Origin of the sequence: Streptomyces crystallinus (assembly GCF_039521265.1) — a bacterium.
In the GTDB taxonomy this organism is placed as follows: Bacteria; Actinomycetota; Actinomycetes; order Streptomycetales; family Streptomycetaceae; genus Streptomyces; species Streptomyces crystallinus.
Genome location: NZ_BAAACA010000004.1, coordinates 1 through 13,570, shown reverse-complemented (window position 1 = coordinate 13,570; position 13,570 = coordinate 1). Strand labels below are relative to the sequence as shown.

Genomic DNA, 13,570 nt, shown 5'->3' with positions numbered 1-13,570 from the left:
AGGTCGTTGGGCGGGGCGATCAGTTCAGTTGGGTCGGTGCGTGCGAGGTCGAAATCCCGGCGTCGCCCGCCAGGTAGGAGGCGGCCTCGGGGTGTGCGGCCGGGTTGAGGGCCGTGGCGATCGCAGAAGTCAGGGGGTGCCCGGTGAGGACGTGGTGGATGGCGTCGAGGGGGAGGGGGCGTTCGTAGTAGTCCTCGAAGTGGGCCTGGGCTGCCTCGGGGGAGCGGTCGGCGAGGAGAGCGAAGAGGAGCCCGGAGCCATCCGGGTCGTCGCCGGAGGGGAACGCGATGGCGGAGCCCGTACGCCACGCCGTGTCGTCGGTCTCCCGCCACAGGCAGACGGTGACACGAAGGACGTCGATGCCCTCGTCACGGAAGGCAGGTTCCTCGAGGACCGGGCGCAGCGCGGCGGGTACTTCGTCGATGACACCGGGCCAGGCCTGCTCGTCGTCGGTCCCGTAAGGACTCATCTCCGACTCGTGGGCGAAGCCGCGTATGAGCACGCCGGCCGGGGTGAAGACGACGGAGAAGTCGTCCCCCGAGCCGTTCTCCATCAAGGCCGCCTCCTCGCCGGGGCCCCAGTCGGCGTCGAAGGTGTAGCGGTGGAACCGAGGCTCGTCCCCGATCGCGGCCTCCAGGACGGCGAGCCCGCGCAGGTGGACGCGGAGCTCTGCGGGGTCGGGGAGGCGGGCGGCGATCTCGTACACGGTGCTCATGACGCCATGGAAGCAGCCGCCACTGACAAACTGACAATCGGCCTGATCGGGCCATCGCAATCCTTCGCCGACGGGGGCGGGTCCGCAGCCGCACCCTGCCGTGATCGAATTCCGCCATGCCCCCCTTCGCCCTCCCCACCCACCCCCTCCGCATAGCCACAGCGCAAGCCCCCGTCGCCCCCGGAGACATCCCCGCCAACGCCGCCGCCGTCGCGCGGCTCGTCCGGGTCGCCGGGGGCGGTGGGGCTCGGGTTGTCGTGTTTGCTGAGAAGTTCCTCAGTGGGTACGAGCCTGAGCTCATTCGGGGTGAGCCCGAGCGGTGTGCCGTCGGCTGGCCACGGGACTCGCGGCTCGACGTGGTCGTGGATGCCTGCCGGGAGAGCGGCGTCGTCGCCGTCGTCGGGGCCGCCGTTCACGACGGTGGGGAGCTGTTCGTGTCCGCCCTCGTCGTCGACGGCGGCGGGGTGCGCGCCCGGTACGACAAGCAGACCCTCTTCCAGGCCGAGCGGGATCTCTATCGGCCCGGGGACGCGGGGCTCACCCTCGAAGTGGACTCCTGGCGGCTCGGGCTCGGGGTCTGTTACGACTCCGGTTTTCCCGAGCACGCGCGGGCCGCGGCGCTGGACGGGTGCCACGCGTACGTGGTGGGCGCGCTGTTCGGCGTGGGCAACGGGTATCACGAGTCGCGGATCTGGTTTCCCGCGCGCGCTCTCGACAACACGGTGTACGCCGTGCTCGCCAACCACGTCGGACGTACGGGGGCGTGGGACACCTGCGGGAGCAGCGCCGTATGGGGGCCCGACGGGCGCCTCGTCGCCGAGGCCGGGCCCCGTGGCGAGGAGATCGTCTGGGCCGATCTGGACCCGGCGGTCCTGAGCGCGGCCCGCGAGGCCGAGCCGATGCTCAGGGACTTGGGGGAGGGGGAGGGGGAGGAGGACGGGGTGGCCCGGCGTGTGGTGCGGGCGGGCGGCTGATCCCCGGCCCCGGCCCCGGCCCAGCCTCGCCGCCTCCCCCGCCGGCAACGGGAGGCCGAAGCCCAACCCCGCCCCCCCGGCCCCAACCCCCGGCCCCGCCCCCCTAACCCAACCCCGTCTTAACCCCCGCCCCACACAACGGCACCACCGCGTCCCCACCCCCCAGCACCTCCGGTGACGCGCTCGCCGCCGCCCAGCACGCCACGCCCGTCGACTCCACGTACAGGCCGCGGGCGGCCAGGTCGTGCTGGGCCGTGCGGAGTTGGTTTTCCGTCACCGTCAGGAACGTGCCGCCCGACTCGCGTACCGCGCGCAGGATCTGGCGGCCCCGGGGCGGGTTCGGGATCGCGATGCCCTCGGCCAGGGTGTCGGCGGCCGCCGCGTCCGCCGGGGCGTCGGCTCCCGCGTGGAACGCCCTCGCCAGCGGTGACACCGCCTCCGCCTGGACCGCGACCAGGGCCGGGCGCTCGGGGATGAGGCCGTGGGCGTACAGCTCGGCCGTGGCCAGGGCGGCGCCCAGCAGCAGCGTGCCGTTGCCGACCGGCACCACGATCGATCCGGGCAGCCGGCCGCCGAGGTCCTCCCACAGCTCGTACACGTACGTCTTGGTGCCGTGCAGGAAGTACGGGTTGAAGACGTGCGAGGCGTAGAACGTGCCGGGGGTGCCGGCCGCCGCCCGGGCGGCCCGGGCGGTGGCCTCGCGGTCGCCGGGGACGCGCTCGACCCGGGCCCCGTGCGCGCCGATCTGCTCGACCTTCTTCGGCGAGGTGGACTCCGGTACGTACACCGTGGTCGGCAGCCCGGCCCTGGCCATGTACGCGGCGACCGAGGTGCCCGCGTTGCCGCTGCTGTCGGCGATCACGCGCTCGGGCCCCAGGCGCCGGGCCAGCTCGGCGAGGACGACCGCGCCCCGGTCCTTGAACGACAGCGTCGGCATCAGGAAGTCCAGCTTCGCCGAGACCGTGTCGGTGAGCGGCACCAGCGGCGTACGCCCCTCGCCCAGCGTGATCGGCGGTGGGCCCTCAAGCGGCAGCGCCTCCGCGTAACGCCACAGCGAACCCGCCCGCCCCGCCAGGGACTTCGCTTCCACGGCCCCGGCGGCGAAGTCCAGGTCCCAGGGGCCTTGGCAGACCGGGCAGCACCAGGGCGCGGCGGCCTCGACGGGGGCCCGGGTGCCGTCCTCGGGGCAGCGGTACGCCCTGGGGGCGCTGCCGGACGGGTCGGGGTGCGGCGTGATCGTCTGTGTCATACCGCGACCCTAGAGCGTCGTCCGTGACGGCCAGTCAGGTGTGGGTCGCCAGCCCGCCCGCCCGCCAGCCCGCCCGCCAGCCCGCCCACCCTCCCGGCGAGCGGCGGAAGGATTCGGTCCGCTTGGCCGCCGGCCCCTTCCGGCCCCCGCGTACGATTCGCGCAGCAGTTCGTCTGACCCCGACGAGGAGCCCCACCCGTGGACATACCGCCGCCGCCCGTGCCCGAGCCGCCCGCGCAGCCGGGCCAGGGCCACGGCCCCGGCTGGCCGCCGCCCCACCCCGGACAGCCCCACCCCGGACAGCCCCACCCCGGGCCGCAGCAGCCCTGGTACCCGTATCCGCAGCCGTTCCCGGAGCCGGTCAGTACCAGCGGTCTGGCCGTCGCCTCGCTGGTCACCGGCATCGTCTGCTGTGTGCCGCCGCTCGGTCTGGTCCTCGGTGTGCTCGCCCTGCGGCGGATCAGGCGGCGGGGGCAGCGCGGCAAGGGCATGGCCGTCGCCGGTGTGGTGCTCTCCTCGATCGCCACCCTGCTGGCCGTCGTGTTCGTGGTGAGCGGTGGGGTGGGCGCGCTCTGGGACGGGTTCCGCGAGGGCATCGACGACGCCAGGGGCACGCGCAGCACCATGGACCTGCGCAAGGGCGACTGCTTCAACGTCCCCGGCGGCGAGCTGGAGCGCGAGGTCGTCGACGTGAGCGTCGTGCCCTGCACCAAGCCGCACGACGGCGAGGTCTCCGGCTCCTTCAAGCTGGAGGGCTCCTCCTTCCCCGGCGACAAGGCGATCACCGAGATCGCCGACCGCAGGTGCTGGGCCGTCGAGCAGGAGTACGCGATGGACAGCTGGGCGCTGCCGGTGGAGGCGGAGTCGTACTACTACACGCCCAGCAGCCGCAGCTGGCGACTCGGCGACCACGCCGTGACCTGCTCCTTCGCCACCACCAGCGGCAAGCTCAAGGGCTCGGTGCGCAATGACGCCCGCCGCCTCGACGCCGACCAGGTGACCTATCTGCGCTCCTCCAACGCCTATGACCGGGCGCTGGCGGCCGGGCCCGACAAGGACCGGGTCGAGGACGATCTGCCGGGCTTCAAGAAGTGGGCCGGGCAGGTCTCGCAGGTGCTGGGGCAGGAGAGCGTCCGGCTGCGCGGGCGCCAGTGGCCCGCCGCCGCGCAGGCGCAGGTGAGCGCCCGTGCCAAGGAGGCCGAACTGGCGGGCGGGGAGTGGGCGAAGGCGGCCGCGGCGGCCGACGTCGAGACCTTCTACACCCACTCGGCCGCCGCGGACCGCGCCCTGCGGCAGGCCACGGAGATCGCGGCCCGCCGCGCCCTCCGGCTGGCCACCACTCCGCCCAACACCGACTCCGGCGGCAGCACCGCCGGTACGGGCGGCGCCGACGGCGGTACGGACAGCGGGGGCACCGACAGCGGAGGCACCGGAGACGAGTCGGGCTCCGGTGGCGGGACGGGAATCGGTGGCGGGACGGGAATCGGTGGCGGGACGGGAACCGGAAGCAGCGGTTCCAAGGCGGTCTGAGAGGGGTATCGGTACTCGCGGTATCCGCTGGGCACGGGCCAGGTCATCACTTCGAGTGAAACCCTGGCCACGGCTTGCCGCGCGCAACCCACGGTTGCCACGCTGTTGCAGTCTGTCAACCTGATGGGAGTGGCCAGTGACTTTCGGTGAGCAGCCGGCTTATCTGCGTGTAGCCAGCGATCTCCGGCAGAAGATCGTCAGTGGTTCACTGCCACCGCATACCCGCCTGCCCTCACAGGCCCGCATCCGCGAGGAGTACGGCGTCTCCGACACGGTCGCCCTGGAGGCCCGCAAGGTCCTGATGGCCGAGGGTCTGGTCGAGGGCCGCTCCGGGTCCGGTACGTATGTGAGGGAGCGCCCGGTGCCGCGCCGCGTGGCCCGCTCCGGCTTCCGTCCGGCCAAGGGGGCCAGCCCGTTCCGCCAGGAGCAGGCCGAGGAGAACACCCGGGGCACCTGGGAGTCGAGCAGCGAGCAGGAGGAGGCGTCCGCCGAGATCGCCGAGCGGCTCGGCATCCGCCCCGGCGACCGGGTCATGCGCACCCGGTACGTGTACCGGGACGCGGGTGAGCAGATGATGCTCTCCACCTCCTGGGAGCCGCTCGCGGTGACCGGGCGCACCCCGGTGATGCTCCCCGAGGAGGGGCCGCTCGGCGGGTGCGGCGTCGTCGAGCGGATGGCCGCGATCGACGTGGTCGTGGACAACGTGGTCGAGGAGGTCGGCGCGCGCCCGGGGCTGGCGGAGGAGCTCATGGCGCTCGGCGGGGTCCCGGGCCATGTGGTGCTCGTCATCGAGCGGACGTACTACGCGTCGGGGCTCGCCGTGGAGACCGCCGACGTCGTGGTCCCCGCCGACCGCTACCGGATCGCGTACCACCTGCCGGTGAAGTAGCCGCCCGCCGGTCACTGCTCCGCCGCGTACCGCCTGGCGCGTACACCGCCTACCGCCTGCCGGTGAAGCGGGGGTGTCGGCGACGGGCTGACTCGGTGTCAACTTCCTTGACGGGGGCGCACTCCAAGGGGTGCGCCCCCGCTGTCTTGCCCTTGTGTGGCCGGATCCGTATCTCTTTGTGTAAACGCGGATCCGCTGAGTGAAGGTCAGGCGTAGGCTCGGGCATATGCGGAATGCGGTTTCCTGGGGATCTTCACCGACCTGCACGCCGACAGCGGGAGGGGCGCGATGAGCGACGGTGGCGTGGTGCTTTCCTGGCAGGTCATACGCCAGGACGACAACGGCAACCGCTACCGCGTCGGCAGGTACGCCACCCGGGCCGAGGCCCAGAAGATCATCGACAGCCTCGACGAGCTGGGACCCCACCGCCTCTACTGGGTCGAGCGGATCGCCCAGCCGGCGCAGTAGCCAGGCGTGCGGCGGTGCGGACGGGGAGGCGGGGCGGGGAGGGGAGGCGGCCCGCCGGACCGGACCTCGCCGGACGCGGGTTACGCTCCGGCGCATGGACGTGCGTGTGGTGGTGGCCGGAGCCGTGTTCGACCGGGGGAGGCTGCTCGCCGCGCGCCGCAGCGCCCCGCCCGAGCTGGCCGGGCGCTGGGAGCTGCCCGGCGGCAAGGTGGAGCCGGGCGAGCGCCCCGAGGACGCCCTGGTGCGCGAGCTGCGCGAGGAACTGGGCGTGGAGGCCGAGCCGCTGGAGCGGATCCCGGGGGAGTGGCCGCTGAAGCCCGGGCTCGTGCTGCGGGTGTGGACCGCCCGGCTGGCCTCGGGCGAGCCCCGGCCCCTGGAGGACCACGACGAGCTGCGCTGGCTCGGCCCCGACGAGACGGACACGGTGGACTGGCTGCCGCAGGACCGGCCCGCGGTGGCGCAGGCGGCGCGGCTGCTCGCGGCGGACATCCGGGCGGCGCGGGAGGGCGCGCCGGGCCGCTGAACGGCCCTTCCCTCCCGTACGCCCCTACGCCGTTCGTGCCACCATGCGCCCCACCAGGGGATAGCTGACGCCAAATATCGGGTATGTGGCTATTAATCCTTCTAAACCCCCCGAAGAGTCGGATGCGGGTGAGCGGCGTGATCGACACATCCGGCGGCTGCGCCGAATGGACCTTCCCGGCGGAGGCCAACGCCGTGCGCACCGCGCGCCACGCCGTCCGGGACACGCTGCGGGGCTGGGAGCTGGACGGCGGCGTGAGCGATGTGGCGGTGCTGCTGGTCAGCGAACTCGTGACCAATTCCCTGCGGTACGCGTCGGGCCCCATCGGCGTCCGGATGGTCCGGCACGACCCCGGCGCCCTGCTGGTGGAGGTCTCCGACCCACTGCCGGAGGAGCCCGTCGAACGGGACGCCGGACCGGACGACGAGGGGGGCCGGGGCCTTCAGTTGGTGGCTTGTTCTGCACGGCGCTGGGGGACGAGGCGCGGCAGGACGGGCAAGACCGTGTGGTTCGAGCTGGCTCTGCCGGGTTAGAAGGAGGGAGGGACGGACGATCACGACCCGTTCGGACGGCCAGGTCGGAAGACGGCCGGAAAAGAACGAGACCGGGATGTGATCGTGAACGCCGTGTCGGTGGGGGCCGTAGTACTGAATACTGCGGTCAAGGCCGGTCCGGTGCGGTGAGCTGGAGGGGACGGTCGCGTGAGCGAGATACCTGAGACGGCTGGCGGCGTCATGTGGCAGAGCAGCCCGCCTGGCTCGATCTATGACTACATCAGGGTCGCCTCGTTCTCGATCGGGCCCGACGGGCTGGTCGAGCAGTGGAGCCTGCGGGCCGAGGAGCAGTTCGGGCTGTCCGCCCGCGAGGTCGTGGGGACCGACCCGGTCGACGCCTTCATGCCGCCTGAGCTGCGCTCCCAGGGCCACCGCCGGGTCGCCGAGATCCTGGACGGCCGCGAGTGGACCGGGCTCGTCCCGTTCCGCACACCGGAGCGGGAGGGGCGGCACGGGCTCGCCGAGCTGTATGTGATGCCCAGTGAGACGGCGGCCGGGGAGCGCGGCGCGCTCTGTATCGTCGTCGACGTCCGGGCGCTGCGCGGCATAGAGACCGACCTCGCCGCCTCGCAGGCCATTTTCGGCCAATCTCCCTTCGGCTTCCTGCTGTTCGGTACGGACCTCACCGTCCTGCGCGCCAACCGGTGCTTCGCCACCGTCTTCGGCGGCGAGCCCGACGAGCACCGCGGCCGCACCGTCCACGACTATCTGAGCCGCCCCGAGGCCGACCGGATGGCCGCCGCCCTGCGGCGCGTCCTCGACACCGGCGAGGCCGTCACCGACCTCCAGCTCGTCGGCACCGCGCCCGGCGACCCGGCCCGCCGCCACTGGTCGATCAACCTCTACCGGGTGCACAGCGGGACCGGCCGGCCCATCGGCGTCGCCAGCCTCGGCATCGACGTGACCCGCCGCCACAACGCCGCCCGCGAGGCCGCCGACGCCCGCCGCAACCTGGCCCTGCTCAACGAGGCGGGCAACCGCATAGGCAACTCCCTGGACCTGGAGACCACCGCCCGCGAACTCCTCGACGTCGCCGTCCCCGGCTTCTGCGACCTCGCCTCCGTCGACCTCTACCAGGCGCTGCTCGCCGGGGACGACGCCATCCAGAACCGCGCCGACGGCAGCGCCGAACTGCGCCGGGTCGCCTTCGCCAGCGCCGTCTCGGACGCGCCGCCCACCCTCACCGGCGGCCCCGCCCCGACCGCGTCCGTCTCCGTGGGGGACGTCCACCGCTACTCCTTCCACTCGCCCTGCGCCGACGCCCTGCGCACCGGCCGGCTGCACGCCGTACCGGGCGACGAGGGGAGCCTGGTGCACACCACGCTCGCCGTCCCGATGGTCGCCCACGACACCGTCGTCGGCCTGGTCCAGTTCTCCCGCGCCAAGGGCAGCGAGCCCTTCGGCGAACGCGACCGCGCCCTCGCCACCGAACTCGCCTCCCGCGCCGCCGTCTGCATCGACAACGCCCGCCTCTACCGGAGGGAGCACGAACGCGCGCTGATACTCCAGCGCTCCCTCCTCCCACCCGGCGACCCCGAGGCCGCCGGCCTGGACATCGCCTGCCGCTATCTGCCCGGCAACGCCGCCACCGAGGTGGGCGGCGACTGGTTCGACGTCATCGAACTCCCCGGCCACCGCACCGCCCTGGTCGTCGGCGACGTGATGGGCCGCGGGCTGCGGGCCGCCGTCGCCATGGGCGAACTGCGCACCGCCGTACGGACCCTGGCCCTGCTCGACCTGGAGCCCGCCGAGGTGCTCTCGCACCTGGACGAGATCGCCCGCGGTCTGGGCGACCCCGGCGGCCCCGAGCGCGCGGCCGCCGGGAACCGGCGCGGCCGCCCCGGCGCGCGCACCGCGCACAAGTCCCGCGAGGCCGACCTCTCCGAGGTCTATCTGGCGACCTGTGTGTACGCGGTGTACGACCCGGTCACGCGGCGCTGCTCCATCGCCAACGCGGGCCATCTGCCACCGGTCCTGGTCGAGCCCGGTGAGCCCGCGCTCTTCCTGGACATGCCGCCGGGGCTGCCCCTGGGCGTGGGCGGGGAGCCGTTCGAGGAGATCGAGGTCGACCTGCCGGAGGGCGCTCTGCTCGCGCTCTACACCGACGGTCTGGTGGAGTCCCGCGACCACCCCCTGGAGGAGGGCCTGCGGGCCTTCCGCAAGGCCATCAGCGACCCGGTCGCGGGCCTGGAGGACGTCTGCGACCAGGTCCTCAACACCCTCGACACCCGCCATGGAGAGGACGACATCGCCCTGCTCATGGCCCGTATCCAGGGCCTGCCCACGGACGCCGTCGGCGACTGGCGGCTGCCGCGCTCACCGCGCTCGGTCGGCCGCGCCCGCGAACTCGCCCGCACCCAGCTGCTCGCCTGGGACCTGGACGACCTCGTCGACACCACCGAACTGCTGGTCAGCGAGCTCGTCACCAACGCCCTGCGGTACGGGGAGGGCGAGGTGCGGCTGCGGCTGCTGCGGGACCGCACGCTGGTCTGCGAGGTGTGGGACGCGGGTCTGGTCCAGCCGAGACGGCGGCGGGCGCGGGACACCGACGAGGGGGGCCGGGGCCTCCAGCTCGTCGGCCTGCTGAGCGCGGCGTGGGGCTCGCGCCGCACCCCGCGCGGCAAGACGGTCTGGTTCGAACTCGGCCTCCCGGACGGGGAGTCCGGGCCCGCCGTCGAGCTGACGGAGGAGCAGCTGCTCAGCATGTTCTGAGGCGGGGGAAGGCGCGGCCTGCGGAGGGCCGGACCCATCGGACCGGACCCATCGGACAGGCCCTAGGTCGTCGCCTTCAGGGCCGCCAGCCGTGCCTCCACCTCCGCCGTCTCGCCCGGGGCGTCCAGCTGCTCGAACTGGACGTCCAGCGGCGAGGCGGCCGGCTGTCCGGTGCCGCGTACCCGGGCCTCCTCGCGGCGCAGCTTGTCCTCGAAGCGGCGTATCTCGCCGGCCGGGTCGAGCAGGTCGACGCTCGCCGGCCCGTCCGGTGTCCCGTCGGCCTCCCGTGTCGCGGCGGCCCCGCCCCCGCCCGCCAACTCGCCCTGTTCCGCCCGCACCACGTCCAGCTGGGACTTCATCCTCGCCAGCCCGGACTTCAGCTTCTCCACCACCTCCGCGTACGCGGCGATCGTCGGCTCCGCCGCCCGGGCCTCGTTCTCCGAGCGCACCTGTCTGCCCAGCGCCACCTTGGCGAGGTGGTCGAACCGGTCGGCCTCCTTCGCCGAGCCGTCCGCGCGCAGTCCGTCGGCCCTGCGGCTGGCCGCGACCGCCTGGTCGCCCCACTCCTTGGCGGTGGCCAGGTCCTCGCGCCGGTCGTCGTCCATCAGGCGCAGCTCGCGCACGGTCGCGGCGAGGGTCCGCTCCGCCTCCGCGATGTTGTCCGTGTACTCCCGCAACAGCTGGTCCAGCATCTTCCGCGGGTCCCCGGCCTGGTCCAGGAGCGCGTTGACGTTGGCCTTCGCCAGCCGGCCGACCCGGCCCAGTACGGACTGCCTGTCGCTCATGGCTTCTCTCCTTGCCCCGGGAGGTCCCCGTCGTTGCGTACGTCCGCTTCCGCGAGGGCGAGCGCCTGCTGTGCCAGGGTGTCCGCCCGCCGTACCTCGGCGAGGGCGCCCGCCGGATCAGGTCCGGCCGCCTCCGCGGCGGCCTGGGCCAGATGGCGGCGGGCCTCCCAGAGCCGGGTGCGGGCCGGGCAGCCGACGGCGTCCCCTCGGGTGGCGATGAGGTCCTCCGCGGCCGCGGCGGTGGCGCGGGCGGTGAGGGTGACCCGCTCCAGGAGGGCGCGGAGGTGCTCCGGGCCCCCTTCGCGCGCGGGTGCGCCCAGCTCGGCCAAGGCTGCCTCGGCCTGCGCGACCCGGCGCAGGGCGTCGATCGGATCGTACGGTCCGCTCGCCCGGGCCCGGCCGACTCCGACCAGCACGGTCTCGGCCCGGGTCAGCGTTTCGTGCCCCGCGTCCGGGGAGGACTCCCGAGCCGGCGCCACGGCCGCCTGCGCGTCCGCCAGGGCGCCCGGCAACAGCTCCTCGGCCCGGGCGAGTTCGGCCGCCCGGCGGTCGACGGCGTTCAAGAACGCGGTGGCCCCGGCGAGGGTGGCCTCGGTGGTGCGCACATGTGTCGCTGCCTCGGCCGGGTCCTCGGCGTCCAGGGCCTGGTGGGCGGCGTTGAGCGAGGCCGTGGCCGCCACCAGGTGTTCCTTGGCGTCCTCGACGTGGTGCGCGACGGGTGCGAGCGCGGATTCCGCGTAGCGCTGGCGCAGGGCGGTCAGGGTGGAGTCCGCCGCCGCCGTGCGCCCGGTGAGCGTGCGAAAGGCCGTCTCGACGGTTTCCAGCGCGCGCGGGGTGTCGCGCTCCGGGGCGCGCGGCGCGTCGAACGCCTCCGCCTCGGCGTCGAGGCGCCGGCCGGCCGAGGCGCAGCGCGACAGGATCTCCCGCAGCATCCGCCGCCGCGCCGCCCCGCCCTCCTCGGGCAGCTCCGGCTCGTCGGGCGGGGCGGGGCCCTGCGGCAGGGCGAGCCCCTGCGGCGGCGGGTCGTCGTCGAGCTGCTGACGCAGTCTGAAGGCGGTGGCCAGTTCGGACCTGGCGTAGGCCAGGGCCCGTGCGAAGGGGCGGGTCGCCGCTTCCCCGAACCGCTCGACGGCGAAACCCAGTTCCTCGTCACTCGTTCGAATGGCGTCGTCGGTGGCGACCAGCGTCCGGTCCGCCTCGGCCTCCAGCGCGGCCGGCTCCCGCGGAACGCCCGCGTCCCGCTCCCAGCCCGCCGCCCCCGCGCCGGGCGCGCTCGCCGGTGTCGTCCTGGTGGCGGCCCGCCGCTTCCTTCGCGCGTACGCGTACAGCGCGACCGCGCCCGCGCCCACGAGCACCGCGACGGGCAGGACGTAGTCGCTCGCCGAGACGGATCCGTCGCGCCGGGCGGGTCCGGCCAGCGCGGTGTCGAGGTCCCGCGCCGCGCCGACGGCGGCCCCGGCCCAGTCGGCGCGCCGCAGCGCGGGCTCGACCGACTCGCGGGCCACCTCGCCCAGCACCTGGTCGCTGAGCCGGAAGCCCTGGTCGACCGAGAGCGCGTACAGCCGGGGCCCGGTGGCCACGGCCAGCAGGAGGTCGTCGCGGCCCAGCCCGTTCTGCTGCGCGGTGGTGTCGGCCCAGTCCTGGGCGGTACGGCCGGAGAAGTCGTCCACGTACACCGCGAAGAGCTGGACCGAGCGGTCCTCGTGGAGGCGGCCGAGCGCGGCGGCCACCTCGGGCGCGCGCCCGTCCAGCGCGTGCGCGCGGTCGGTGACCCACCCGCTCGCGGCGAGCGGCACCGGGTCCTGCGCCCGCGCGGGGGACGCGCCGGGCAGTGCGGTCCAGCACGTGGCGAGCAGCACGGCCACGAGGGCCCGGACGGCCCGGACGGCCGTGCGGGGCCCGGTGCGACTCACACGCGGCGTCACATTTGTGAGCGTATGGCGGTATCTGCCGCTCCGCGACCGGGCGGGAGCACCCGAAGCCGTCGCTCCGTGCCGCGCTCGTTGGGAAGCAGGCCACCGGGAGGTCATACTTCCACGGCACACTGACAGTCAGGGGTACTCGTGCGGACAGCAATATCGGCCGGAGTCGACGGCCTGCGCCGGTGGCTCCGGCGCCCGGCGCGGACGTGGGTGCGGCGTGCCGCGCTGGCGGCCGTGCTCCTGGTGATGGCGCCCATGGTGGTCGGCGCGGTGGCGCTGCGCAGCAGCTACGCGGGCGACCCCGGCGACGGCACCAGGACCCGCGGCCGGGACGCCATCTGGCTCGGCCACGCCTGGGTCGACGGCCGCAAGGGCGAGAGCGACCTGGACGCCTTCGCCGCGCGCGTACGGGAGACGGGGATACACGACCTGTACGTCCACGCCGGACCCCTGGAGCACGACGGGACGCTGCCCGCGGCCCGCTATCCCAAGGCGCGCTGGCTGGTCGACGGCGTGCACCGCAGGCTGCCGCGCGTGCGCGTGCAGGCGTGGCTGGGCGACAAGCTCGCCACCGAGGGCCCCAGGGGCCTGCGCCTGGAGCGCCCGGCCACCCGCTCCGCGATGGTGGAGTCGGCGCGCGGGGTGCTGGCCCGCGGCGGGTTCGACGGCGTGCACTTCGACCTGGAGCCGATGCCCTCGGGCAACCGCCACTTCCTCGAACTGCTCGACGCGGTACGGCCCGTCACACGCGCGCGTGGCGCGACGCTTTCGGTCGCCGCGCACCAGATCGACCCGGTGCCGAGGCTGCACTCCGCCGCCGGGAAGATCGCCGGGCACCCCAAGTGGTGGTCGCAGGCGTACTTCGGGCAGGTGGCCAAGCGCGTCGACCAGATCGCCGTCATGTCGTACGACACCTCGATGCCGCTGGAGAGCCTGTACGGCGGCTACGTCGCTCAGCAGGCCTCGCTGGCGCTGGAGGTGACGCCCAAGGACACCGACCTGCTGATGGGGCTGCCGTTCTTCCAGACGGAGAGCATGGGGCACCACGGCTCGGCCGAGACGGTCAAGGCGGCCGTGCGCGGTGTGCGCCTGGGCCTCGGCCGCACCGACCGGCACCGCGAGCACTTCGGGGTCGCGCTCTACGTCGACTTCACCGCGCGCGACCGTGACTGGGCCGCGTACGACAAGGACTGGAACTGAGGGACGGCGGTACGGCGGCGGGGCCCGGCATCCACGGATGCCGGGCCCC

The 13,570-nt window shown here is 74.1% G+C and carries 12 protein-coding genes; 8 read left to right on the top strand and 4 right to left on the bottom strand.

Annotated features, from left to right (window positions below):
- Positions 1 to 19: 19 nt before the first annotated feature.
- Positions 20 to 715, bottom strand: a complete 696-nt coding sequence (locus ABD236_RS02065; protein ID WP_344069199.1) for a hypothetical protein — start codon at positions 713 to 715, stop codon at positions 20 to 22.
- Between the two features lie 116 nt (positions 716 to 831).
- Between ABD236_RS02065 and ABD236_RS02060 the strand changes: the two genes are divergently transcribed.
- Complete coding sequence (locus tag ABD236_RS02060; RefSeq protein ID WP_344069196.1) at positions 832 to 1,689, top strand: carbon-nitrogen hydrolase family protein; 858 nt, start codon at positions 832 to 834, stop codon at positions 1,687 to 1,689.
- A 103-nt stretch (positions 1,690 to 1,792) separates the two neighbouring features.
- Here the strand turns inward: ABD236_RS02060 and ABD236_RS02055 are convergent, their stop codons facing one another.
- Complete coding sequence (locus tag ABD236_RS02055; RefSeq protein WP_344069193.1) at positions 1,793 to 2,938, bottom strand: pyridoxal-phosphate dependent enzyme; 1,146 nt, start codon at positions 2,936 to 2,938, stop codon at positions 1,793 to 1,795.
- 198 nt (positions 2,939 to 3,136) lie between these two features.
- Between ABD236_RS02055 and ABD236_RS02050 the strand changes: the two genes are divergently transcribed.
- The 6 genes from ABD236_RS02050 to ABD236_RS02025 all read left to right on the top strand — a co-directional run bounded on the left by ABD236_RS02050 (position 3,137) and on the right by ABD236_RS02025 (position 9,614).
- Entirely contained in the window at positions 3,137 to 4,468 is a 1,332-nt protein-coding gene (locus ABD236_RS02050; RefSeq protein ID WP_344069190.1) for a DUF4190 domain-containing protein, read from the top strand.
- Between the two features lie 136 nt (positions 4,469 to 4,604).
- Positions 4,605 to 5,357 (top strand): GntR family transcriptional regulator, encoded by a 753-nt coding sequence (locus ABD236_RS02045; RefSeq protein WP_344069187.1) that lies wholly within the window; start codon positions 4,605 to 4,607, stop codon positions 5,355 to 5,357.
- A 288-nt stretch (positions 5,358 to 5,645) separates the two neighbouring features.
- Positions 5,646 to 5,825, top strand: coding sequence for an SPOR domain-containing protein (locus ABD236_RS02040; protein WP_344069184.1), 180 nt, complete (start codon positions 5,646 to 5,648; stop codon positions 5,823 to 5,825).
- Positions 5,826 to 5,919: 94 nt separating this feature from the next.
- Positions 5,920 to 6,348, top strand: a complete 429-nt coding sequence (locus ABD236_RS02035) for a (deoxy)nucleoside triphosphate pyrophosphohydrolase (RefSeq protein WP_344069181.1) — start codon at positions 5,920 to 5,922, stop codon at positions 6,346 to 6,348.
- Positions 6,349 to 6,476: 128 nt separating this feature from the next.
- A complete protein-coding gene (locus tag ABD236_RS02030) occupies positions 6,477 to 6,881 on the top strand; it encodes an ATP-binding protein (protein ID WP_344069178.1) in 405 nt (134 codons plus the stop codon).
- A 201-nt stretch (positions 6,882 to 7,082) separates the two neighbouring features.
- On the top strand, positions 7,083 to 9,614 hold the full coding sequence (locus ABD236_RS02025; RefSeq protein WP_344069715.1) for a SpoIIE family protein phosphatase: 2,532 nt from the start codon (positions 7,083 to 7,085) through the stop codon (positions 9,612 to 9,614).
- Between the two features lie 62 nt (positions 9,615 to 9,676).
- Here ABD236_RS02025 and ABD236_RS02020 read toward each other — a convergent pair whose 3' ends face one another.
- Positions 9,677 to 10,399 carry a PspA/IM30 family protein gene (locus ABD236_RS02020; protein ID WP_344069175.1) on the bottom strand — a complete coding sequence of 241 codons (723 nt, stop codon included), beginning with the start codon at positions 10,397 to 10,399 and terminating at the stop codon, positions 9,677 to 9,679.
- On the bottom strand, positions 10,396 to 12,324 hold the full coding sequence (locus ABD236_RS02015) for a TPM domain-containing protein (RefSeq protein WP_344069172.1): 1,929 nt from the start codon (positions 12,322 to 12,324) through the stop codon (positions 10,396 to 10,398). The genes ABD236_RS02020 and ABD236_RS02015 overlap by 4 nt, the downstream gene beginning before the upstream one ends.
- Positions 12,325 to 12,567: 243 nt before the next feature.
- Between ABD236_RS02015 and ABD236_RS02010 the strand changes: the two genes are divergently transcribed.
- Complete coding sequence (locus ABD236_RS02010; RefSeq protein ID WP_344069712.1) at positions 12,568 to 13,521, top strand: glycosyl hydrolase family 18 protein; 954 nt, start codon at positions 12,568 to 12,570, stop codon at positions 13,519 to 13,521.
- The last annotated feature ends 49 nt before the right edge of the window (positions 13,522 to 13,570 follow it).